Consider the following 20,336-nt stretch of genomic DNA (forward strand, 5'->3'; position numbering starts at 1 on the left):
GTGAACCGCGTGACGAGAGATTCCACCAGCGACTAGATTGCATGGCAGCCATGACTGACGCGAATACCTTGGACACCGCCACCCTCCGGCTGTTCGACGAGGTGGCCCGCAACGGCTCCTTCACCGCGGCGGCCGAGCTGCTCGGCTACACCCAGTCCGCGGTCTCCCGCCGGGTCGCCGCGCTGGAGCGCGCCGCCGGAGGGCCGCTGTTCGAACGCCTGGCCCGGGGCGTACGGCTCACCCCGGCGGGCCGGGCGCTGCATCGCCACGCCGTCGCCGTCCTCGACCGGCTCGAACGCGCGGGCGAGGAGCTGGCGGCGATCCACGGCGGGAGCGGCGGCACGCTGCGCGTGGGCGCGTTCGCCACGGCCAACGTGGACCTGGTGCCGGGCACGCTCAGGGTCTTCGCGCGCGTCCGGCCGCGCGTCGAGCCGCGCGTGATCGAAGGTCTGACCTCCCGGCTGGTCGAGCTCCTCCAGGCCGGGTCGCTGGACATCGCGGTCATCAGCGACTACCCGGCCGGCCTGCCCGCCGGCTTCACGCTCCGCGCGTACGCCCCGGAAGACCTCGTCCCCGAGGCCCTCGCCCCGGCAGGCCACGTTCCGGAAGACCTCGCCACGCCGTCGGAGGATCCCGCCCGGAAAGGCCGCGTCGCGGGAGACGTGAAACGGGGAGACGGGAAACCGAGCGACGGGCAACCGCGCGACGGGAGACTGGGGGAGGCGGCTCCGCGGCGAGGCGACCCTGAGGACGGCCCGGGCCGGGCCGTGCTGCTGCGGGAGGACCGGCTGCTCGTCGCCCTGCCGCGCGAGCACCCCCTGTCCCGTGAGGACGCCGTCGACCTGCGCGACCTGGCTGGCGAGGCGTGGATCGAGGCCGCCCCGCGCGGCCAGCCCACGCTGCTGACCGCCGCGTGCGCCGCCGCCGGGTTCACCCCGCGCAGCGGCCTGCGCGTGGCCGAGTGGACGGGCAAGTTCGGGTTCGTCGCCGCCGGGCTGGGCGTCACGCTGGTCCCCGAGCTGGCCGCCCGGGGCGTGCCGCCCTCGATCGTGCTGCGCCCGCTGCGCGGCACCGCCCCCGCGCGCAAGGTCTACGCGGTCGTGCCCGCCGGTCCGCTGCCCGCGGCGCTGGAGTTCCTCCGGCTGCTGGGACAATGGGAGCCGTGCACGACGCCTTCGCCCGCGTAGGCGGACTCCTCGCCACCGGCCTGCGCGACCTGACCACCGACCTCGCCGCCCTCGACGGCGACGGCTGGTGGGCGGTCGTGGCCGACTACGAGGGAAAGGTGACCTGCGCCCGCTTCGACCGGGTGCGTCCCGCTCCGCTGCCCCGCCCCCGCCGCCCCTGGCACGGTCCACCGCCCGGCCGCTGGCACAGCTCCCTCGACCAGGCCGCCTACGAGCGCGGCGTCGGGACGATCCGCGACCACATCGAGCGCGGCGAGGTCTACCAGGCCAACCTGTGCCGGGTGCTGAGCGCGCCCGTGCCGTCCGACGCCGACCCGCTCGCCCTGGCCGCCCGGCTCGCCGCCGGCAACCCGGCCCCGTACGCCGCGGTGATCGACGTGCCGGGCGTGACCGTCGTGTCCGCCTCGCCGGAGCTCTACCTGTCGCGCGACGGCGACGTCGTCGAGTCCCGCCCGATCAAGGGCACCGGCGCCACCGCCGCCGACCTGCTCGACAAGGACCGCGCCGAGAACGTCATGATCGTCGACCTGGTCCGCAACGACCTGGGCCGGGTCGCCGCCGTGGGCTCCGTCGAGGTGCCGTCGCTGTGCGCGGTCGAGGAGCACCCCGGCCTGGTGCACCTGGTCTCCACGGTGCGCGCCCGGCTGCGGCCCGGCGCGGGCTGGGCCGAGCTGTTCGCGGCCACGTTCCCGCCCGGCTCCGTCACCGGGGCCCCCAAGTCGTCGGCCCTGAGGATCATCAATCAGCTCGAACCCGCGCCCCGGGGGCCGTACTGTGGGGCGGTGGGCTGGGTCGACGCCGACCGACGCAGGGCGGCGCTGGCCGTCGGCATCCGCACGTTCTGGATCGCCGCGGGCGAGATCCGGTTCGGCACGGGCGCGGGCATAACCTGGGAGAGCGATCCCCGGCGTGAGTGGCTCGAGACCGAGCTGAAGGCGTCCAGGCTCATCTCACTGGCATCATCAGGAGGCACTTGATGAACATCCCTGTCTGGGTCAACGGGGAGCTGATCGACCCCGAGCGGGCGACCGTCTCGGTGTTCGACCACGGGCTCATGGTCGGCGACGGCGTGTTCGAGACCGTGAAGATCGTCCACGGCCGCGCGTTCGCGCTCACCCGGCACCTCGACCGGCTCAGGCTCTCCGCGCAGCGCATGGACCTGCCCGAGCCCGACGTCGAGGCCATCGCCGACGGCGTCGCGAAGTGCCTGGCCGCCGCCCCCGACTGGGCGCTGGGCCGCATCCGCATCACCTACACCAGCGGCCCGGGCCCGCTCGGCTCCGACCGCGGCGACCAGGGCACCACCGCCGTGGTGATCGTCGACGAGCAGAAGCCGTTCCCGGTCACCGCCAACGTGACCGTCGTGCCCTGGCCGCGCAACGAGCGCGGCGCGCTGGCCGGGGTCAAGAGCACCTCCTACGGCGACAACGCCAAGGCCCTGGCCTACGCCAAGGCCCGCGGGGGCGGCGAGGCGATCTTCGGCAACCTCGCCGGCGACCTGTGCGAGGGCACCGGCTCCAACATCTTCGTCGTCCGCGACGGCCGGCTGCTGACCCCCACCCTCGCGTCCGGCTGCCTGGCGGGCGTCACGCGGGCGCTGGTGCTCGAATGGTGCGGCGGCGAGGAGGCCGACGTGCCGCTGTCGGCCGTGTACGAGGCCGAGGAGGCGTTCCTGACCTCCACCACGCGCGACATCCAGCCGATCAGGCTGGTCGACGACACCGAGCTGCCGATCGCCCCCGGCCCCATCACGGCCAAGGCCATGCGGGTCTTCGCCGAGCGCTCGGCGGGCGACCTCGACCCGTGACGTCCGGCCCCGGGCGGCCCGCCTGACCGGCCGCCCGGGCGCGGGGCGACGCCCCCGAAGCCTGACTCAGTACGACTTCTGCGTCTGCACGTTGAAGTCGTCCATCTTGACCTTCTTGGCGGGGTTCGTCAGCGGGTCGTCGATGGAGATCACGTCGAGCCCCTCGCGGATGTCGCTGGAGTAGATGTAGCCGTTGTAGTAGTAAGCCGACCAGGAGCCGGCCACCGGGTCGTCGCCGCCGTCCGGGTACGGCCCGCGCTCGAAGAAGCCGATCTCCCTCGGCGCCGAGGAGTCGGTGAAGTCCCAGATCGACACCCCGCCCTGGTACCACGCCTGCACCATGACGTCCTTGCCGGGCACCGGCACGAGCGAGCCGTTGTGGGCGACGCAGTTCTCCTCCCGCTGCTGCTCGCGGGGCATCTTGAAGTAGCCGCGCCGCTCCAGCCGGCCGTCGACGATGTCGTAGATCGCGTTGGCGCCCTTGGTCTGCGGGGTGTTGCGGTCGCAGGTGGGCGCGCTGCCGCCGCCCAGCTCGTCGCTGAAGACCACCTTGGTGGCGTCGTTGTTGAACGTCGCCGAGTGCCAGATCTGGAAGTTGGTCTCGTCGCGGATCTGCTGCAGCACCCTCGGGTTCACGGGGTCGGAGATGTCGAGCAGCACCCCGTCGCCGAAGCAGGCCGCGGCGGCGAGCTTCTTCTCCGGGTACGCGGTGATGTCGTGGCAGCCGCCGCTGCCCTTCTGGCGCTCGGGGAAGATGTTCGGCCTGGCGACGACCCGCGCGGAGCGGGGGTCCTTGACCGGGATCTCCACGACCTGGATGACCTGGTGCTCCGGCGTGCAGGTCGCCGAGTCCGCCTCACCGCCCGGGGAGGAGACGTACACGTAGAGCGTCTCGCCCTGCGGCACCATGGTGTGCGTGTGCGACCCGCACTCGGTCGCCACGGACGAGACGTACGTCGGATGGGTCTTGTCGCTGATGTCGAAGATGCGCAGACCCTCCCAGGCGCGCGTGTCCTCGTCGGAGCCGCAGCCCGCGTCGCTGCGGGGCTCGTCCACCGACAGGATCAGCAGGTCGCCGTAGACGGAGACGTCGTTCTGCTGGGCCGGGCAGGCCACCTGGCTGACCGTCCGCGGCCTGGCCGGGTCGCTGATGTCGTAGACGGAGAACCCGCCGAAGTTGCCGACGAACGCGTAGTCTCCCTGGAAGGCCAGGTCGGTGTTCCAGTCCATCTCGTTGTTCAGCGGCGCCGCGCGCGGGACGTTGGCCACCAGCTTGACGTTGGAGCTGGTCATCACGGCGTCGTCGCCCGACCCCTGTGAGGTGCCCGCTGAGCGCGGCGTGGGCCCGCCGGGGTCCGATCCCGACCCGCACGCGGACACGAGCAGGGCGACCGCGCACAACACCGCCCCCCGAACCCTGGCAGAGATCACGCACGTACCCCTCGTCTTGTGTCCCAGTATGGAAGCTATGTCAGTACGATCGCGGTCCGTACCGCCTCTTGTCGCAATTATGGCGATATTGGCGGTGGGGGCGTGTGCCGAGCGGGCGGCCGGCCCCTCGGCCGTGGGCACCGGCGCCCCGGTGATCGTCCCAGGCGAACCGGGAGCTCCCGCCCGTACGGCCACGCCGGGGGAGCGGGTCGGCCAGGCCGACCGGGAGCCCGGCGCGGCGGACGTCCGCTTCGCCGAGGGCATGATCCCGCACCATCGCCAGGCCCTGGAGATGACCGCCCTGGTGGCCGAGCGCACGGGGAACGCGACCGTGCGGGGCTTCGCCGCGCAGATCGCCGCGGCCCAGCAGCCCGAGATCACCGTGATGACCCGCTGGCTCGCCGGCCTCGGCCGCTCCGTCCCGGCCGGGCACGAGCACGGCCCGGAGGGCTACGGGATGGCCTCGCTGGAGGAGATGAACGCCCTGCGCGCCGCCCGCTCCGCCGCCTTCGACCGCCTGTTCCTGCGCCTGATGATCAGGCACCACGAGGGCGCGCTGCGGATGGCCCGCGAGCAGCTCTCCGCCGGGCGGGACGTGGGCATGCGGCGCATGGCGCGGGACGTGTACGCGGGCCAGAGCGTGGAGATCGCCCGCATGAGGCGGACGCTGGAGTCGCTGCCCGGCGCCTAGCGGGCCGGGCCGAGGGTGCTGCCGAGGGGGTTCAGGACGGCCAGAGCATGTTGGTCAGCTCGGCGTCGAGGTCCATGAAGTCGGTCTCGCGCCCCGCGGGCACCTTCTCGTACGTGCGGTGCAGGAACTCGGTGAGCGGCGTCAACGGCACCTCGAACAGCGCCTGGCCGAAGGGGGAGGTCAGGCTGATGTGCAGCGTGCGCTCGCCGTCGGAGCGGGCCGGCCACACCTGCACGTCCCCGTCGCCGACGCGGCGCACGATGCCGACGGTCAGCAGCTCCCTGGCGAAGATCCACTCGACCGGTTCGTCGTTCCCCACGTGGAAGGCCATACGGATCGCGTAGGGGTCGTCGGCGGTGTAGCTGAGGCCGGCGAGCAGGGGGACGGTGGTTCGGTCGGGGACCACAAGCCGGAGGCCAAGCTCGGCGGAGACGGTGGTGCTGTTCATCGTCAGCCAAACCTTTTTGTCGTAGGTCCCCTCTTCGGGGCTTTCACTGCTCTGACGGACTTCGTCCTGAGCTATGACGCGGAACGAAGAAACCTGTAGGAAAGATTCCGCTCCCAGGGCCTTCTGTAACGCACCTCACAGCTGGACATTCGGGCATCTATCTGGCCAAACGTCATCAGTCGGCTGGTATTTGCGAGGGCTTTGCGCGCTCCCCAGCCGGCTGCGGTGGAACCCTTCATGAACGTTTCCGGAGAAAAGATCACGATCGGCTCCTACCGGAACACGTCGATGGTATGCCACCGACCCGCTCCGGCGACGGGCAACCACCCCCTTTCCCTCGAATCCCCGCCCCTGACCGCCTCCCGGCGCGCCGCCGCTTCGCCAGGAGGTCCCGGGGTGCGGTATGGTTTTCCCGTCGGCAGCCGCAAGGGGCCGCACATCAGGGCGATTAGCTCAGCGGGAGAGCGCTTCGTTCACACCGAAGAGGTCACTGGTTCGATCCCAGTATCGCCCACCGCACGTCAGAGGCCCTTTCCGGGAAGACCGGGAAGGGCCTCTTGCATGATCGTGCGTCGTACGTGCGTCATGATCGCTAACGTGCGTCGCCTGACGCACGCCGCCGCCACGACTGGACGACCTTCTCGTGGGCGTCCGGAGCCAGATGCGCGTAACGCTGGGTAGTGGTGAAGCTCTCGTGTCCCAGTAGCGACTGTACGTCGTAAAGGGGCACGCCGTCCTGAACCAACCAGCTCGCCGCGGTGTGCCGCATGATCCTCGGCGGGAAGCGGCGGATCCCCGCCACCTCGATGCTCGGGTACCAGATCCGGTCGCGGAAGTTGCCGTCGTCGATCAGCCCGCCGCCCGGCGCGGTGAACACCCTCTCCATGCGCCCCCGGCCCTGCATGAGCCGGCTCATCCCCGCCAGCGTGAGCGCCGGCACCGGCACCACCCGGTTGCTCTTCATGCTCTTGGGATACGCGCGCAGCCCCTCCCGGGTCTGCACCTCCACCACCGCCAGCAGACCACGCATCCAGTCCACCCGGTGCGCGTGCAGCCCGTACAGCTCACCAGGCCGCAGCCCCACGTCCATGCCGAGCTCGACCAGGGTCCGCCACCCGGGGCCGTGTAGCTCCTCCACAGCGGCGTACAGCGCCTGGGCCTCCTCCCGCTCGTAGAACTCGACCGACTTGGCGTTGCGGCGCGGCAGGTCGAGGTCGCCGAACGGGTTCACCATGACGACCGGAGGGTTCTCCTTCATCGCGGCCCGATACATGGATCCCATCAGATACACGATGTCGTGGATGGTCGACGCGGCCAGCGTGGGGATCTCGTCCGGGTCGGCGAACGGGCTGACCGTGCGGCCTTTGTGCCGGACACGCCGGGTTTCGATCAGTTCGCCCACCCACGCCTGGGCGTCGACCCGCTGGACCGCCTGCATGGGCCAGTCGCCCCACTTGGGCTGGCAGTGGGTCGCCCACAGGGAGGCATTCTTGGCCTTCGTCGGGCCTTCGACAAGCCGGGCCTTCGTCCAGCGGGCATACCAGTCAGCGACCTTGATCTTGCCTGCGTTCGGGTCGCGGACGTCGCCGGCCGCGAACTTGGCTTCCTGCTGCTTGGCCCACTTCTCGACGACGGACTTGAGCCGGTTCGTCTCGGTGACCCGCTTGCCGTTGGGCATGCGCACGGTCGCCTGGTAGAGGCCGCTCGGGAGGCGGCGGATGTAGGGCATGGGGAACGCTCCAGGGGGTGCTTATCGGAGGCGGACGCACACGTCCAGCAGCGGATCCACGCGGGCGTGGATGATGCCGCCGCACCCCGCTGCGGCGGTCGGCCCGGGCTGGGGTGCGGGCGCTGTCGTGGCTGCTGGGCGCGCGTCCACTGTAGGCCGCTCGGTGCGCCGTGGCGGGGCCGTCACCGCGACGACCGTCTCCCGTTCCCGTCGCGGCTCTCGCACGGCGGCTGACGGCTCCGGTCGCCTCCTGGTGGGCCGCGAGCTCGGCGCCGGTGTACGGCGGGCCGGCCGGGTCACCTCCGTCGCGCCTCGCTGGCTCGGGCCCGCGGTGGCCGGTGTGGCGGCGAGCCTCCGGGGCTCGGCCACGGCCGGGGGAGCGGTGGGCCGCCGCGACGGGCGCGCCGTCGACGGCCGGGTCGTGGAAGGGAGGTCGGCGCGGGTGCCGTCCACGGTCATGACGATGGTCGTCGGCGGCGGGGCCGCGTACGGCCTGCGCTCGTCGCTGTCCAGGACGCCGGTGATGGCGAGGGCGATCGTGCCGACGATCGCGGTGGCCGCGGTGCCGGCGGCAGCCGAGGCGGCGCGCTCGTGCTCACGCGCCCACTCCCAGGCGCCGGCCAGCAGCGGGATGGGGAAGACCCCGCGCCAGTCGCGGCGGCGGTAGCGGGCCAGTAGGGCGTCGATCGCGTCCTGCCGTTCGATGCCCTGGAGCGTCGTGGCGACGGTGATGATCAGCCGGTCGTTTTCCCAGTGGGCGACGACGTCGAACGGTGGGTCGTGCTCCTCCCGGAGCTCCCAGTCGGGTAACCCGCTCACTGGTCTCGACCCCCGCTGTACTGTTCGCGCAGCAGCTGCCACCGTCTGTCGGCGTCGGCCGGGTCGTCGCGGCCGGTCGGCCGGATGCCGACGGTGATCTCGCGGCCGTCGACCCACTCGGTGATGAAGTGGACGCGCCGGCCTTTCCGGGCGAGGGCGTGCCGGATTTCGGGCGGCGCGTGGCCGGCGCGTTCGGTGTCGAGCTGTTCGAACAGTTGGCCGACGAGGAGTTGGAGCGTGTCGATCTGGTCGGCCATGCGGGTGACGACGGTGCGCATGAACCGTGGGTCGACTAGCTGGGCGTCGGTCAGCTGTCGTACGTCTGTGGTGCCCTCCCGCAGGGCTGTTTTGGCATGTCTCGGGCTTTCGCCCACTTCTTTGTTGGCGATCTTTCCCACCCCCCGGCGGTATGCTGCGGCCCCACGCACGCGGTTTCGGATTGCGCCTCAATAGGGCATTTGACGCTCACAAACCGCGATCGGCAACTTACGGACAGGACCGTTGCAGGAACGTGACGTTGCAGCTTTATGCAGCTTAAAGCACGCTCTATACCAGGAGTTTCGGTTGTTAGCGCGCACAACCTCACTACCTGCGAAGACCATGTGTGAGGCGGTGTTTACGGCCGGTCAAAACACAGGTGGGCGTCGGTGTGCGCGGTCACCTGTCGTACGACAGATGACCGCGAGGGCTGCCGGCAGGTCCGCCGCAGATGCGGGGGCTTCGCTGCCGGATCACTGCTCGATGGTTCGCTCATACTCCAGCTCATAGAGATGGCCCGGCTTGACGATGATGCTCACCTCGACAGGCCGGCCGCTGTCCGAGTAGATGACGCGGAACTGCCTCAGCACCGACACGCCGTCGGGGATGTCGAGGTGCTCGACCTCCTCAGGAGTCGGCATCCGAGACGACACGCGGTCGACCAGCCTCCGCTCGGGAAATCCCGCCTGTGCGAGGACCGCCGGCGCGCCACCGCGAATCTTGGTGCGGTTGATCAGCGGAGTGCCGGCAGCAATGCTCAGCGGGTAGTACGACCAGCAGACCTCAACGGGAACGCCAGCGCGCAGTGTGAGGCGCTGGCGCAGCACGGCCCCCTCCCCAGACTCCAAGCTGAGGGCACGCGCAACATCCTTCGGCGGCTCGCCTTCTTCAACGCCGAGGAGCTTGTACGAATACCCGCCAGGCGACGGCTCGAAGTAGGCGGACTCCGACACCACCACCATCTGCGCGTCTCGCACTGTCACGGCCTTGCCCTGCTGCCCCAGCACCCATCCCTCCGCCTTCAGGATGCCGACCGCGTTCGCGATCGCCGTGCCGGACGCTCCGTACCGTTGCTGCAGCGCACGGGTAGAAGGGATCGCCTCGCCGGGCGCGAGCGTCCCGGCCATGATCTGCGCGCGGAGGTCCGCCGCGATCTGGATGTGCTTCGGCCGGTCATCCGACATAGCCACCGGTCGGTCCTCTCTGGTCACAGGGACAGGGCGTAGCGCAGGTGTCTGCCCCGCGCGAGCATGGTCATCATGCTGGCCTCGATCGGCCGGCCGGCATCGGATTTCAGGACTCGGAACAGCACCAGCACCCATTCGCCGGCCGGTAGGTGCAGCATCTGGCGTTCCCTGTCGGTCGGCTCTCGGGCGGACACGTCCTCGTCCGCGTGGCCGGGCGTGTGACCGAGTTCGGTAAGCAGCCTGACGGCTCCGCCTGGAACCTTTCGCGGCTCGGCGAGGCGGGTGCCCCGGGCGATGTCCGCCGGGTAGTAGGAGTCGGTCAGTTCGACCGGCTGGCCGTCGAGCAGCATGGTTCGGCGGCGGACGATCACGGTTTCGCCGGGCTGGATACCGAGTGCGGCGGCGATGTGGGCGGGCGGCTCGATCTCGGCGACTTCGCGGAGGAGTTGGGTACCGGCCTGGCCGTGCTGTGCGGCTTCCTGAGCCCAGGCGTCGGGTTCACCTGCTTGCGGTCGGACGTATGGGGCGGAAACGCTCACCCACCGTTTCGCATCTGCCATGACCTGCCTGTTTTGTGATCGATGTCCGGCTTCTTAATGCTCCACCTTACTGGAGAAGCGACACGGTTCCCCGATCAAGGCAAGGCGTTTGTTACCTCGAAATGTTTGTGGCTTCTCCGGAGAAGCAATACAGTTCGCTTAGTGCCCGAGGAGCCACCGGAGCGACGGGCGACATGAGTTCTGGAGGTGAATTCTGTGCAGAAGGAGCCCCACGCCCTGCTGACCCTCAAGCAGGCCGCGGCCATGCTCAACGTCTCCCGCATGACCGTGGATCGAGCGGTCAAGGCCGGAGAGATCCCGAGCATCAGGTTCCGCCGCACCTACAAGGTCCCCCGCGCCTTCATCGTCCGGCTGCTGGACATTGCCGAGTCGGGCCAGAGCGTCGTGGTGGAGGAGTACGCCGCGGTGTATCGCGCTGAGACCCTCGCCGAGGTGGCGGTCTGATGCCGCCGACCTACCCCAGACATGCCGCAGGCGGCCCCGCATCTGCCAAGACCCGGGCCGCCCGCCGTGTCCCCCCGCCCGTACGAGCCGGAAGGAACGCAACCATCATGCCACAGACCCTCGCCCCGGCCCTGGTCCCGCAGCAGCGCCGCCCCTGCCCGGTGGCGACGCCCTGGTGCGTCCGCCACGATCACGGCGAGTCGGCTTGCTACGCCGCCGACCGGCCGATCCCCGGCCAGCCCCACCACGGTGCTCGGCCGTACGTCGGCATCAACCACCACCCCGGCTACGGCATCGCCATCGAGCTGTACCGCAGCGCCGACGAACCGCTCTCCCTCGACGACGCCGAGACGATCGGCCTCGCCCTCCTCGCCGCGGTCGCCGCCGCCCGGGCCGGGACGGTCACCCGATGAGCGGGTGGGCTGACGGCGACGACATCCCGCCCGCCTACACCGACGAAGGACTCGAACTCGTGGCAGGCACCTGGGCCCGATCCTTCGTCGCGCTGCTGCGAGGCGACCGCGAGGGGTCGGCCGCCGAGAGGAACCGCGCCGAGGTGCTCTCCCGCAACCCCCGCCTGCGCCGTAGCCGCGACAGGTGAACAGCCGCCTCGCCGAGGCGCTCGCCACGCTCAACGCCTGGCAGGTCGCCATCGCCGCCATGAACCCGCCACCCGACACCGACGAGCAGGAGCCCACCCGATGAGCACCACCACCGCGACGCCGGCCGAGCAGGCCATGGCGCTGCTGGCCTACGCGGCCGACGGGCGCCACTTCTACGAGGGTTACATCCACGACAACCACCGGACCCTGCACGAGCGGGACGCCGCGACCGCGATGTACGCGGCCCAGGCCGCGACCGCGCACACGCTGCTGGCCATCACCAGCGAGCTCGCCGAGCTGCGCGAGGCCGTCCGCCAGGTCGCCGCCTGCCGCACGGAGCTCGCCGAGATCGCGACCGCGGTGCGGTACCTGGCCGGCGCCCACGACCGGTCCAACGCCCGCCTGGAGGACGCCCTCTCCGGCATCACCGCCTCGATCGAGAAGACCGCCAGCGACTCGCTCGACAACATCGCCGACGCCATCCGCGAGTCCAGCCAGACGCTCGACGCGAACCTGCTCGGCGTCCAGGACGCCCTCACGCCGCAGCCCCGCTGGTGGCAGTTCGGGCTCCGCCGTAGCCAGCGCGACCGGCCCGAGAGCGAGGGGTCGGCGTAATCGCCCTCGCGTCAGCGACCGCCTGAACCACCGCCACACATCAACATCAGCACCTTGAGGAGATCACCCGTGACCGCCCAGCACGACACCGACAACCACACGCGATGGCCGCTCTGGGGCCTGCTCGTGTTCTGCGGGGCCATCTCCTTGACCTTGAGCGTCATGCACGCCCTCAGCAAAGCCGCCGAAGGCGACCTCAAGGCGACGGTGGCGGGCTTCCTGATCGGCATCGCACCCGTCATCGCCGCCGCCTTCCTTGCCCACCTGCTCACCGACCCCTACGCCTCAAACCTGCTGAAGGGCGGCGTCGGCTTGGTCTTCGTCGGCGGCATGGCGCTCAGCGTGAACGCCCAACAGGAAGTGGTGCTGCCCTTCGTCGGCGGCAACCACTTCCTGGCCGTCCTCTTCCCGATCGTGCTCGACCTGTCCACCGTCATGGCCCTCCTGGCGCTGTCCGGGGTCGGCTACTCCTACAACCGGGCTCTCCAGTTGGAGGAACTCCGGAAGGAACTCGAGCCGGTCCTGAACGCGGAACTGCGGCGGAATTTCACAGCGGAACAGGCCGCCCGCGAGGAGGAACTGCGGGCGGAACTGGAGCGGGCGAAGAAGACGGAACTCGGGGAACTCCAGAGGGAACTCGAGGAGAACCACAGCGCGGAACTCGCTGCGCTCCGAAGGGAACTCGCGGAGCGGCACAGCGAGGAACTGGACGAGCGAGAGCAGGCGATCCGAGGAGAGCTGGCCGACCGCTGGGAGCACGCTGTAGCCCAGATTCGGAAGGAAGCCGCGGCCGAAACCGAGGACAGGGTCCGGGACGCCGAGATCGCCACCGAGGCCCGCGTCCGACTGGAGCTGACCAAGAACAGCACCGCCGGTAAGCGGCGCCCGAAAGAGATCGAGTCCGCGTCCGGGAAGGGCGCCGGCCAGCAGGTCAACAAGCGAGCGCGGGCCGCGAGCATCCTCCGCACCAACCCCGACATCGAGGTCAAGGAACTCGCCGCGATGCTCGACTGCACCACGAAGTACGCCCGCAACCTGATCGCCGACATGGCCCCCGGCCGCGGAAACGGCCAGGGCGAAACCGGAAGCGAGGAGGTGCGTCTCCGTGCGGTCCCGTAGCGGTCACACCAGCGCGCCCTTCCACCGCGCGGGCGCTCCAGTTCCCTCCGCGCAGAAGCTCCAGTTCCCTCCGGAGTTCCCGCCCCAGTTCCGCGCAGCACGCCGCGGTGTTCCCTCGCTTGTTCCCTCTCCGCGGACACCGAGTTCCCGCCGGAGTTCCCTGCCTCTGTTCCCGTTCACTTCCCGAAGGAGTTCCCAGCGATGACGACAACCAGAGACGAGGGATGGTCCGGGGAAATGCTGGACCGCCCCGAGATGGTGGCCGCCTTCGCCAGCCAGCTACGGCACCACCTGGCGGAGTATGCCGACTATGTGTCCCGGATCCGACGGGACGCCGAGGCGATGTGGGCGGAGAACCCACCGCCGGAGTACGGCTCCTTCGAAGCGTGGTGGCGGCACGGGCGGGTGACTGCGCCGCTCGCCGAGATCCAGGAGCACCTGGAGAAGGCGATGAAGCTCACGCACCGGCTGGAGGCTCGCTACCGGAAGCACCGCCACGAGATCCCCGCCGCACGTCAGGCCGCCGCGCAGGCCAAGCAGGCGCCGGCCCTCGCGCGCGGGACGGACGCCGGCCGGGTCGCCCAGCGGAGACCGGCTGAGGCGCGCGCGCCGGCTACCTCGCAGGACGGCAGCTTTCTCGACATGATCCGCCGGGAATCGGCGTGACATCGCACCGACCGCTCTGCAGAAGCGAGGACGTCAGTGGCCAAGCGTCAGAGGTGGCTCTACCTCATCGGCTCAGACGAAGCGCGACCTGTGAAGATCGGAGTCAGCTTCAACCCGGACAAGCGGCTGGAGGAGCTGCAGGTCGGCTCCCCAGTCGCCTTACGGATGCTGTGGAAAACCCCAGGTGGGCGGGATATGGAGCGGGTTCTCCACGCATGCTTCCGCAGCTACTGGAAGCACGGCGAATGGTTCGACTTCGGGGACGAGGACCCGGTGGCGCTCGTGGCCGCGACCGCCGCGCTCCTGGGCTTTTGGAAGCTCCCGGAAGCCGTCTCCAGCCTGCTGCCTCCCATGTCGCCAGCGCCACGCTGGTTCGTGGACAGCTTGGTCGCGAACAGCCTGCCGCGCCACCCGGCTCGTCCGGCTGTGTCGAAGGCCGAGGACGAGGCGAGCGAGTTCTTCGAGATTCCGCCGGTCGTACTACCTCCGTCGTTCGACGCCCCTCCGCAAGCACCCATCAGCCGACCTGGTGAGGAGATGCCGTGAAGCAGCCGATGACCAACGCTGAGCGACGTGCCTACAACCAGCGTCGGCACGCCGAGCAGCGCCGGGAGCTGGCAGCTGGCCGCGGGGTTCAGGGAGTGGCCGAGCTGTGGTGGGACGAGGCGCGAAGGATCGCCCGCGAGCGCGCCGCGGACGGTGACGAGGGGGCGTGGCACGACCTTGCGCTGACGCTCACCAACTACTGCCAGCGCTACAGGCAGTAACCGTGCGCGGGGGTGCCATGTTCATCTTCATCCGTGAACTGGCCTCGCGCGTGTAATGCGAGCGCGCGAGCGCCTGCGCGCGCGAGCGCGCGAGAGTACGTCATTCAGTCACTTTCCGTCAACACTTGAGAGGAGCGGGCATCGTGAGCGACGACGACAATGTCGTGAGCTTCCGGTCCCGGCCGGACGGGTCCGTTCCGCCTCCGCCGCTGCCCCCGGAGCCCACCCCGCAGTTCCCCGCCTTCCTGGCTGAGGGCGCCCCCAGCGAACCGGAGGCCCGGCCGGCCGGGACGTGGCCGAGCTTGCCGCGGGTCGGCCAGATGGCTCCTCCGCTAGCCCTGATGATGCCCGCCCTCCCTACGCCTACCGCCGCCGACGACGAGGAGGAGGGCGCGTTCGCCCCGCCGCAGCCGGAGGACCCGGACAACCCGACGCCGCGGGACACTCTCCAGCTCGCCGTCGCGCTGATGACGGCCATGGGTGTGGCCGCCGCGCAGGGCATGTGGCATCGGGCTCGGCACCGGTCGGCGCTCGCCGATCAGGCCCGCGCCGCTGCGGACAAGGCGACCGCGAAGGCTGCCGCTGCCGGAGCCGGTACGCGCGCGGAGGGGAAGCGGTCCGGGTTGCTGACGCGCTCGCACCAGGAGGGCGCCCACAGGAAGCCTCACGGGCCGCGTGGCGGCGGACGGGGCGCTGGCGGGCACACGGGCCATGACGGCGAGCGGAAGCCGCGCAAGGCGCCGAAAGGCGGCCTTGAAGGCGCGCGGAGGCCAGGCGACGGCAAGAGCGGCCCCGGCAAGGCGCCCAAGGCCGGGCCTGGCGGCAAGACGGTGCGGGATCAGGACAAGGCGAAGCAGCGCAAGCGCCGTCCCGACAAGGACGGCAGCGCGCCGGCGCGCCCGGACGCCCGAGCCCCCGAGGGGAAGGGCAAGTCGCCGAAGCAGCCCTCCCCGGACGCCGCTAAGAAGACCTCCGACAAGGGCGCGCCCGACGCGAAGCGCCCCAGCCCCCCGGGCCCGCGCCCGTTGACGTGGAAGGCGCCCAAGCGCAAGGACGCCAAGGACGACGGCGGGCCGAAGCGCTGGACCGGCGGACGCCCTGAGAGCAGCGGCAAGCCGGCGAAGAAGCCGAAGGGCGGCGCCGGCAAGGACGAGCCGGCCGCCAAGACGCCGGGCGGATCCCGCCGCCCCGAAGGGCAGAAGCTGACCTGGAAGGCGCGCAAGGGCGGTAAGAGGAGCGCGGGGCCGAAGCGGTGGACAGCCGGACGGCCCGGCGGCAAGGCCACCACGGGCGCGAAGCCCGCGAGCGACTACCAGGACGCCGCCGGCTCGTGGAGGTCCCCGCCTCCGCCGCCTCCCGGCTGGGAGGGGATGAGACCCCCGCCCGGTGCCGACCGGGCCTACCGCTTCGAGCGGATGGAGCGCGTCGACGAGCCCTCCGGCCGTGACCAGTCCGACAAGCCGGCCAGGGCCGTCGCCGGGGCGCCCGCGGCGGGGTGGCGTGCGCTGCCCGCCGGCCACGCCAGCTCGACGCCGCAGTCAGCCCCGTACGAGCAGGGAGCCCGAAGCATGTCCACGCCGCCGCCCCGCACGACCCAGTACGGCGACGCCGAGTTGACGATCTACGACGTGATCGAAGCCGACGCCGACATGGCCGAGGAGATCACCGACGGCGTCGCCGAGGCCCGCGCGACCGCCGACGGTTGCGAACGGCTCATCACCAAGCTGGAAGCCGTCCACGCCAAGGTCATCGAGTTGAAGGTGCCGGGTGTCCTGGCGGGCTGGATGGTGCGGCTCATGGACAAGACCTTCACCGTCAAGGCCCGCGCGAACGCCATCGCCGAGAGCCTGCCCCGGGCGGCCGAGGCGATCGCGACTGCTGGCAGCAACGCCGCGGCGCGGCACAAGCCGCTGGCTGACGCGGTCCGCGACGCAGGCCACGCCAGGCCCGCCGAGCGCGAATACCACGACGAGTAGGGAGGCCCTGTCATGGGTGCAGAGCTGGAGAGAAGCCACACGGGCGCCGCGGTGGCGGCCAGCGGCGGCGTGCTGGAGACGGTGGTGCGCTACGGCATCATCATCGCCCAGCTCACGGTGGCCGGGATCCGGCTGCGCGGCCTGAGCGAGCAGGTGCGGGACACCTACCGCTACATCGAAGGCTGCTCGTCCGGCGTGGACCGGCTGGCCCAGCAGATGGCGTCGCTGAAGGTGGACGTCGACACCGTCAGCGAGCACCACGAGGCCGCCGCCGTCATGCGCAGCGTGCTCGATGAAGCCGACGCGATGGCCGCGGACACCGAGGACCTGGCGACCATGTTCGGCCAGGCGTCCGACGCCCACCAGGCCGACTACGGGACCGTCGCCGACAAGGCCCGCAGCATGTCGGTGCCGATGGCCGAAGCCGAGTTCTACAGCAACCGCTGAAGGGAGACGACCGTGAACACGCCGCCGCCGCTGCCCAAGGTGGACATGTCGCTGCCCGAGTGGCACGACCTCAGCCGGGCGCTCCGCCGCCTCGACGCCGCACGCAGCGGCACGGGCCGCCTGGCCACCGCGGCCGGCTTCACCGCCGCGGCGGTCGGGCTGTTCACCGGCGACTTCGCCGGGGCGTCCCTACTGGCGACCGCCGCCCTGTCCGGCGTCGGGCTGGCCACGCTGCGGTTGTGGAAGCCCGACGGCCAGCAGAAGACGGTCGCGACCGTGCTGTACCTGGCGCCCGGGGCCAGCCTCGCCGCACTGCTGGTCGGCGAGCGGATCGTGCCCGGCATCCACTGGGTGGAGGCGCTCGCTCTGGCCGTGTGGACGCTGGGGGTCGGGCTGGTGCGGCCGGCCCGCGTCGCCCGCCGCATGATGTCCCCCACGCCGCCGCCCGCCCCGGCGACCGCCCAGGACCCGGCCGACGAGCTGGTCGACGACCATCCGGCCGCGCGCTGGTGGGCCGAGCACGTGGCCGTCAAGGGCGGTGCCGCGCCCGGCACGCTGCTGGAGGGCATCGAGCGGACCGGCGAGAGGTCGCTCAAGGCCGTGATCCGCTCGGCCACCCCGGGCCGCCCGGTCCCGAACATCGACGTCAAGGACCTGTCGGCGGCCATGGACATCCCCGAGGATCTGATCGCGATCGGGCCGGTGCCCGGCCGCGGCGCGTCCGTGCGGCTGCTGAAGGTCGGCCAGCAGGAGGATGCCCGCGACCCAGCTTCGGTGTGGGCCTCCAGGATCGCCCCGCTGGCCATGCCAGGGACCGTGCTGATCAGCGTGCGCAGCGGCCGGCCCGCCGCGGCCTCTGACGGAGGTGACCAGTGAGCGCGCACACGCTGGCCCGCAGCGACGAGATCGTGGAGCTGATGCTGGAGGCGCCGCCCGGCCAGGTCATCAAGTACGACAAGGAAGCGCTGTGCTCCGCTCTCGGTGTCTCCGATGATCCGGCCCGCGTCGTCGTCGAAACCAGCGGACGGCAGGCGATCGTCACCATCTACCCGTTCAACCCGCTCGCCGTGATGCCGCCGCCGTCGCCGAGCGACATGCTCATGGACCGGTACGGGCGGATCGTGGTCGGCCGCCATCACAACGGCCGCCCGGCGCGGCGGCGCCTGTTCGACCCGCGCACCGGATCCGCGGTGCGCGCGTTCGTCCTGGGGACGACCGGCGCCGGCAAGTCGCGGACGGTCCAGTACACACTCGCCGCCGAGAAGCGGAACCGGATCGTCAGTTGGTACGGCGACCTCAAGGGCGGCCAGAGCGCCCCTGAATCCGAGGGCCAGGTCGACTGGCGCGCCACCAGCCAGGAGGAGGTCGTCCTGATGCTGCGGGCGGCGGTCGCCGTCGCCCAGGCCCGGCAGCGCCGGTACGCGGCGTTGGGCCGCAACGCCTTCCTGATCGGCGACCCGGACCCGCTGATGTCGGTGCGGCTCGATGAGGCCAACCGCGGGCTGGAGCGCGGCGCCCCCTACCGGGACGAGATGACGTATTGGATCAAGGAGTTGGGCCGGACCGGGCGCAGCGTAGGCATCGGCATCGAGTTGGACGCCCAGGCCAGCCACCTCGAGGAGCTCGGCGGCTCGGACACGCTGCGCGCGATGCTGAAGGAAGGCGAGATCGTCCTGCTGCGCTGGTCGTCGTCGATGATGGCCCAGCTCGTCGCGGACGGCCTGCTGTCCGCCGCCCAGTCGTTGACGCCGATCCCCAAGCAGTTCAAGCCGGTCCAGCTGCGCAGCCAGTTCGACCTGGCCGACGACGATGACGACTTCTGCGACACCCAGGGCACCGCCTATCTGCTGTCCAGCTCGACCCCCACCAGCATGATGCGGCACTGGAGGATCGGCTCCATCGCGCCGCTGCCCGGCCTGGATCCCGAGATTCTCGCCCTTTACGGGCCCGGTGAGCCTGCCCAACTGGAGGAAGCCTCATGGGATGCCGCCGGCGCGGCGTACGCCGCCCGCCACGACCAGGCTGACATGGCGGCGCTGTGTGCCGAGTTGCGTGAGGAGCTCTCGCAGAAGGGCCGCGGGCAGGCTGGCCCTGGCGGTGACGACGAGCCGGAAGGTGGGGCCCGCCGCCGGCCGCGCCTCCTGGCCGACCGTGTCATGGCCGCCTTGGCCGACGCTGGCGCGCCGATGAGTGTCGAAGACGTCCTGGCCTCTGTCAACGCCGACGGTGGCCGGCAGGTCAAGTCGGCCAACTCCGTCCGGAACGCCCTCCGTGATCTCGTCAACGCCGGCGACGTCGCCCGCGGCGGGCACGGCATGTACGTCCTGCAGAACGCCTGAATCACCCAACACGAAAGGAAGATCACCATGGAGATCGATTCCCCCACCTCACAGGACAGCGCCCGCGTCGAGATGTGCCTCGCCGTCGCCGCCGTCCTGCTCGGCGCGTGGGCGCTCACCCAGCGCTCCGCCGTCGTCTGGGCGCTCTGGCTCCTCGGCGACACCCAGCCGTGGCGGCCCCCGTGGGTTTTCCTGCCGCCGCTCGTCGTCGCTGCCGCGTGCTTCCACGTCGCCCTCACCCTGTGGCGGCGCGGCACCGTCCCCACCGTCTCGGCGCTCGTCGCCGGCATCGGCGCGACCATGTTCGTCATCCTCGACCTCGCCTGGTGGCTGTGATGACCCTCACCTCGCGCTGCCCGCGCTGCCACCACGCGCTCGACGAGGGCCCGATCCTCTACCGCTGCGCCCACTGCCAGCGCACCATCTGGGCCGCCGACCTCGACGTCGAGCACCACGCCCCCGCCCCCATGTCGGCCGCCTGACCTCTCAAGGGAGAAACCCCATGTCACTGATCCAAAACCTTGAGCGGGTACGGGGAGCCGGCTGCGTCGACCGCATGATGGCGCTCGCCAGTGAGCTCGGGCTCACCGTGGCGCAGGTCGCTCACATGCCGCACCAGATCGCCGCCGAGATCGCCGAGGGCTGCATCTGGTACGAGGACGCGCACGGCCTCGGCCACAAGCGGGACTGGCACGAGCACTTCCGGTACGAGGCCGACATCGCCACCGCCGCCGGACTGGAGGGCATCGTCGCCTACCTCCTGACCCAGTTCTGGGAGGAGAGCGTCGCAAGGATCCTGCGCCGGCCGCACCGCACCGCCCACCTGACGCCTGAGGAGGTGGCGCGCCGTACCCGGCTCAAGCTGTGGGCGGACGCCACGTTCGGACTCTGGGCCGAAGGGCCCACCACCACCAGCCTGTGAGGACACCGACCATGAGCATCAGCTACACCTTCTGGCGAGCGCGAAAGACGCTCCGGCGGACCCTGGGGCTGAGCACACGCCCCTGCCTCGACCCCGGGGCGGCGTTCATCCTCGACCACCTGCAGCAGGTATGCGTGAAAGCCGGCGACATGTGGCCGGCGGCCAGCAACGAGTTCGACGAATGGATGTACTACGGCCACATGACGTCGGAGCGCGCCCAGGAGATCCGTCGGGCCGCGTCCTGGACGCTCTGCCGGTGGGCGGTGCGGCGGGAGCTCGCCGCCTACGGGCTGTAGAACCGCCACATACGAGAGCCCCGGCC

The 20,336-nt window shown here is 70.9% G+C and carries 27 protein-coding genes and 1 tRNA gene; 21 read left to right on the forward strand and 7 right to left on the reverse strand.

The window, feature by feature from the left end:
* The first annotated feature begins 50 nt into the window (after nucleotides 1-50).
* The 3 genes from HT134_RS46350 to HT134_RS36115 are packed head-to-tail and all read left to right on the forward strand — an operon-like array spanning nucleotide 51 to nucleotide 2,994.
* Nucleotides 51-1,187: a LysR family transcriptional regulator gene (locus HT134_RS46350; RefSeq protein WP_246366194.1), complete on the forward strand. Its 1,137-nt coding sequence runs from the start codon at nucleotides 51-53 to the stop codon at nucleotides 1,185-1,187.
* Nucleotides 1,154-2,164 (forward strand): chorismate-binding protein, encoded by a 1,011-nt coding sequence (locus HT134_RS36110; RefSeq protein WP_175604960.1) that lies wholly within the window; start codon nucleotides 1,154-1,156, stop codon nucleotides 2,162-2,164. Before HT134_RS46350 ends, HT134_RS36110 begins: the two co-directional genes overlap by 34 nt.
* Nucleotides 2,164-2,994 (forward strand): aminotransferase class IV, encoded by an 831-nt coding sequence (locus tag HT134_RS36115; RefSeq protein WP_217708781.1) that lies wholly within the window; start codon nucleotides 2,164-2,166, stop codon nucleotides 2,992-2,994. Before HT134_RS36110 ends, HT134_RS36115 begins: the two co-directional genes overlap by 1 nt.
* Before the next feature lie 66 nt (nucleotides 2,995-3,060).
* On the opposite strand, the gene HT134_RS36120 is transcribed toward HT134_RS36115, so the two are convergent.
* Nucleotides 3,061-4,287 (reverse strand): LVIVD repeat-containing protein, encoded by a 1,227-nt coding sequence (locus HT134_RS36120; RefSeq protein WP_217708782.1) that lies wholly within the window; start codon nucleotides 4,285-4,287, stop codon nucleotides 3,061-3,063.
* A 217-nt stretch (nucleotides 4,288-4,504) separates the two neighbouring features.
* Between HT134_RS36120 and HT134_RS36125 the strand changes: the two genes are divergently transcribed.
* The gene (locus HT134_RS36125; protein WP_217708783.1) at nucleotides 4,505-5,116 is read left to right on the forward strand and encodes a DUF305 domain-containing protein; all 612 of its coding nucleotides are present in this window, start codon (nucleotides 4,505-4,507) and stop codon (nucleotides 5,114-5,116) included.
* A 31-nt stretch (nucleotides 5,117-5,147) separates the two neighbouring features.
* Here HT134_RS36125 and HT134_RS36130 read toward each other — a convergent pair whose 3' ends face one another.
* Nucleotides 5,148-5,564: an SsgA family sporulation/cell division regulator gene (locus HT134_RS36130; RefSeq protein ID WP_175594684.1), complete on the reverse strand. Its 417-nt coding sequence runs from the start codon at nucleotides 5,562-5,564 to the stop codon at nucleotides 5,148-5,150.
* Between the two features lie 442 nt (nucleotides 5,565-6,006).
* On the opposite strand from HT134_RS36130, the gene HT134_RS36135 reads away from it, so the two are divergent.
* A tRNA-Val gene (locus tag HT134_RS36135) sits at nucleotides 6,007-6,078 on the forward strand.
* Nucleotides 6,079-6,156: 78 nt separating this feature from the next.
* Here the strand turns inward: HT134_RS36135 and HT134_RS36140 are convergent.
* From HT134_RS36140 to HT134_RS36160, 5 genes are all read right to left on the reverse strand, one after another.
* Nucleotides 6,157-7,293 (reverse strand): tyrosine-type recombinase/integrase, encoded by a 1,137-nt coding sequence (locus tag HT134_RS36140; RefSeq protein ID WP_175604963.1) that lies wholly within the window; start codon nucleotides 7,291-7,293, stop codon nucleotides 6,157-6,159.
* A 21-nt stretch (nucleotides 7,294-7,314) separates the two neighbouring features.
* Complete coding sequence (locus HT134_RS36145) at nucleotides 7,315-8,112, reverse strand: flagellar biosynthesis protein FlhF (RefSeq protein WP_175604964.1); 798 nt, start codon at nucleotides 8,110-8,112, stop codon at nucleotides 7,315-7,317.
* A complete protein-coding gene (locus tag HT134_RS36150) occupies nucleotides 8,109-8,510 on the reverse strand; it encodes a hypothetical protein (protein ID WP_175604965.1) in 402 nt (133 codons plus the stop codon). Before HT134_RS36150 ends, HT134_RS36145 begins: the two co-directional genes overlap by 4 nt.
* Before the next feature lie 333 nt (nucleotides 8,511-8,843).
* Nucleotides 8,844-9,554: a GntR family transcriptional regulator gene (locus tag HT134_RS36155; RefSeq protein ID WP_175604966.1), complete on the reverse strand. Its 711-nt coding sequence runs from the start codon at nucleotides 9,552-9,554 to the stop codon at nucleotides 8,844-8,846.
* A 23-nt stretch (nucleotides 9,555-9,577) separates the two neighbouring features.
* Nucleotides 9,578-10,096, reverse strand: coding sequence for a GntR family transcriptional regulator (locus tag HT134_RS36160; RefSeq protein ID WP_312888701.1), 519 nt, complete (start codon nucleotides 10,094-10,096; stop codon nucleotides 9,578-9,580).
* Nucleotides 10,097-10,312: 216 nt separating this feature from the next.
* On the opposite strand from HT134_RS36160, the gene HT134_RS36165 reads away from it, so the two are divergent.
* The 16 genes from HT134_RS36165 (at nucleotide 10,313) to HT134_RS36240 (ending at nucleotide 20,310) form a co-directional block, all read left to right on the forward strand.
* Entirely contained in the window at nucleotides 10,313-10,561 is a 249-nt protein-coding gene (locus HT134_RS36165) for a helix-turn-helix domain-containing protein (RefSeq protein WP_312888702.1), read from the forward strand.
* A gap of 107 nt (nucleotides 10,562-10,668) precedes the next feature.
* Nucleotides 10,669-10,974, forward strand: coding sequence for a hypothetical protein (locus tag HT134_RS36170; RefSeq protein WP_175604968.1), 306 nt, complete (start codon nucleotides 10,669-10,671; stop codon nucleotides 10,972-10,974).
* The gene (locus HT134_RS36175) at nucleotides 10,971-11,162 is read left to right on the forward strand and encodes a hypothetical protein (RefSeq protein WP_175604969.1); all 192 of its coding nucleotides are present in this window, start codon (nucleotides 10,971-10,973) and stop codon (nucleotides 11,160-11,162) included. The genes HT134_RS36170 and HT134_RS36175 overlap by 4 nt, the downstream gene beginning before the upstream one ends.
* A gap of 100 nt (nucleotides 11,163-11,262) precedes the next feature.
* The gene (locus tag HT134_RS36180) at nucleotides 11,263-11,778 is read left to right on the forward strand and encodes a hypothetical protein (protein WP_175604970.1); all 516 of its coding nucleotides are present in this window, start codon (nucleotides 11,263-11,265) and stop codon (nucleotides 11,776-11,778) included.
* Between the two features lie 69 nt (nucleotides 11,779-11,847).
* Nucleotides 11,848-12,897 carry a hypothetical protein gene (locus tag HT134_RS36185; RefSeq protein WP_175604971.1) on the forward strand — a complete coding sequence of 350 codons (1,050 nt, stop codon included), beginning with the start codon at nucleotides 11,848-11,850 and terminating at the stop codon, nucleotides 12,895-12,897.
* A 201-nt stretch (nucleotides 12,898-13,098) separates the two neighbouring features.
* Entirely contained in the window at nucleotides 13,099-13,563 is a 465-nt protein-coding gene (locus tag HT134_RS36190) for a hypothetical protein (protein WP_175604972.1), read from the forward strand.
* A 36-nt stretch (nucleotides 13,564-13,599) separates the two neighbouring features.
* Nucleotides 13,600-14,109 (forward strand): GIY-YIG nuclease family protein, encoded by a 510-nt coding sequence (locus tag HT134_RS36195; RefSeq protein WP_376768143.1) that lies wholly within the window; start codon nucleotides 13,600-13,602, stop codon nucleotides 14,107-14,109.
* 8 nt (nucleotides 14,110-14,117) lie between these two features.
* Nucleotides 14,118-14,330: a hypothetical protein gene (locus HT134_RS36200; RefSeq protein WP_175604974.1), complete on the forward strand. Its 213-nt coding sequence runs from the start codon at nucleotides 14,118-14,120 to the stop codon at nucleotides 14,328-14,330.
* Between the two features lie 143 nt (nucleotides 14,331-14,473).
* Entirely contained in the window at nucleotides 14,474-16,306 is a 1,833-nt protein-coding gene (locus HT134_RS36205) for a hypothetical protein (RefSeq protein WP_175604975.1), read from the forward strand.
* A gap of 12 nt (nucleotides 16,307-16,318) precedes the next feature.
* The gene (locus HT134_RS36210) at nucleotides 16,319-16,753 is read left to right on the forward strand and encodes a hypothetical protein (protein WP_175604976.1); all 435 of its coding nucleotides are present in this window, start codon (nucleotides 16,319-16,321) and stop codon (nucleotides 16,751-16,753) included.
* A 12-nt stretch (nucleotides 16,754-16,765) separates the two neighbouring features.
* Nucleotides 16,766-17,629 (forward strand): hypothetical protein, encoded by an 864-nt coding sequence (locus HT134_RS36215; protein ID WP_175604977.1) that lies wholly within the window; start codon nucleotides 16,766-16,768, stop codon nucleotides 17,627-17,629.
* On the forward strand, nucleotides 17,626-19,092 hold the full coding sequence (locus HT134_RS36220; RefSeq protein WP_175604978.1) for a transfer protein: 1,467 nt from the start codon (nucleotides 17,626-17,628) through the stop codon (nucleotides 19,090-19,092). The genes HT134_RS36215 and HT134_RS36220 overlap by 4 nt, the downstream gene beginning before the upstream one ends.
* Before the next feature lie 27 nt (nucleotides 19,093-19,119).
* Nucleotides 19,120-19,428, forward strand: coding sequence for a hypothetical protein (locus tag HT134_RS36225; protein WP_175604979.1), 309 nt, complete (start codon nucleotides 19,120-19,122; stop codon nucleotides 19,426-19,428).
* Nucleotides 19,428-19,574 (forward strand): hypothetical protein, encoded by a 147-nt coding sequence (locus HT134_RS36230; protein ID WP_175604980.1) that lies wholly within the window; start codon nucleotides 19,428-19,430, stop codon nucleotides 19,572-19,574. Before HT134_RS36225 ends, HT134_RS36230 begins: the two co-directional genes overlap by 1 nt.
* 20 nt (nucleotides 19,575-19,594) lie before the next feature.
* Nucleotides 19,595-20,014 (forward strand): hypothetical protein, encoded by a 420-nt coding sequence (locus HT134_RS36235; protein WP_175604981.1) that lies wholly within the window; start codon nucleotides 19,595-19,597, stop codon nucleotides 20,012-20,014.
* 11 nt (nucleotides 20,015-20,025) lie between these two features.
* Complete coding sequence (locus HT134_RS36240) at nucleotides 20,026-20,310, forward strand: hypothetical protein (protein WP_175604982.1); 285 nt, start codon at nucleotides 20,026-20,028, stop codon at nucleotides 20,308-20,310.
* The last annotated feature ends 26 nt before the right edge of the window (nucleotides 20,311-20,336 follow it).

It is taken from the genome of Nonomuraea rhodomycinica (genome assembly GCF_013363995.1).
GTDB lineage: Bacteria > Actinomycetota > Actinomycetes > Streptosporangiales > Streptosporangiaceae > Nonomuraea > Nonomuraea rhodomycinica.

What these genes read in the sequence shown, in the direction of transcription:
- HT134_RS36140 (WP_175604963.1), bottom strand. Translation starts at nt 7,293, where the DNA reads ATGCCCTACATCCGCCGCCTCCCGAGCGGCCTCTACCAGGCGACCGTG.
- HT134_RS36170 (WP_175604968.1), top strand. Translation starts at nt 10,669, where the DNA reads ATGCCACAGACCCTCGCCCCGGCCCTGGTCCCGCAGCAGCGCCGCCCC.
- HT134_RS36175 (WP_175604969.1), top strand. Translation starts at nt 10,971, where the DNA reads ATGAGCGGGTGGGCTGACGGCGACGACATCCCGCCCGCCTACACCGAC.
- HT134_RS36200 (WP_175604974.1), top strand. Translation starts at nt 14,118, where the DNA reads ATGACCAACGCTGAGCGACGTGCCTACAACCAGCGTCGGCACGCCGAG.
- HT134_RS36120 (WP_217708782.1), bottom strand. Translation starts at nt 4,287, where the DNA reads ATGACCAGCTCCAACGTCAAGCTGGTGGCCAACGTCCCGCGCGCGGCG.
- HT134_RS36110 (WP_175604960.1), top strand. Translation starts at nt 1,154, where the DNA reads ATGGGAGCCGTGCACGACGCCTTCGCCCGCGTAGGCGGACTCCTCGCC.
- HT134_RS36225 (WP_175604979.1), top strand. Translation starts at nt 19,120, where the DNA reads ATGGAGATCGATTCCCCCACCTCACAGGACAGCGCCCGCGTCGAGATG.
- HT134_RS36240 (WP_175604982.1), top strand. Translation starts at nt 20,026, where the DNA reads ATGAGCATCAGCTACACCTTCTGGCGAGCGCGAAAGACGCTCCGGCGG.
- HT134_RS36115 (WP_217708781.1), top strand. Translation starts at nt 2,164, where the DNA reads ATGAACATCCCTGTCTGGGTCAACGGGGAGCTGATCGACCCCGAGCGG.
- HT134_RS36230 (WP_175604980.1), top strand. Translation starts at nt 19,428, where the DNA reads ATGACCCTCACCTCGCGCTGCCCGCGCTGCCACCACGCGCTCGACGAG.
- HT134_RS36190 (WP_175604972.1), top strand. Translation starts at nt 13,099, where the DNA reads ATGACGACAACCAGAGACGAGGGATGGTCCGGGGAAATGCTGGACCGC.
- HT134_RS36210 (WP_175604976.1), top strand. Translation starts at nt 16,319, where the DNA reads ATGGGTGCAGAGCTGGAGAGAAGCCACACGGGCGCCGCGGTGGCGGCC.
- HT134_RS46350 (WP_246366194.1), top strand. Translation starts at nt 51, where the DNA reads ATGACTGACGCGAATACCTTGGACACCGCCACCCTCCGGCTGTTCGAC.
- HT134_RS36130 (WP_175594684.1), bottom strand. Translation starts at nt 5,564, where the DNA reads ATGAACAGCACCACCGTCTCCGCCGAGCTTGGCCTCCGGCTTGTGGTC.
- HT134_RS36155 (WP_175604966.1), bottom strand. Translation starts at nt 9,554, where the DNA reads ATGTCGGATGACCGGCCGAAGCACATCCAGATCGCGGCGGACCTCCGC.
- HT134_RS36180 (WP_175604970.1), top strand. Translation starts at nt 11,263, where the DNA reads ATGAGCACCACCACCGCGACGCCGGCCGAGCAGGCCATGGCGCTGCTG.
- HT134_RS36125 (WP_217708783.1), top strand. Translation starts at nt 4,505, where the DNA reads ATGGCGATATTGGCGGTGGGGGCGTGTGCCGAGCGGGCGGCCGGCCCC.
- HT134_RS36235 (WP_175604981.1), top strand. Translation starts at nt 19,595, where the DNA reads ATGTCACTGATCCAAAACCTTGAGCGGGTACGGGGAGCCGGCTGCGTC.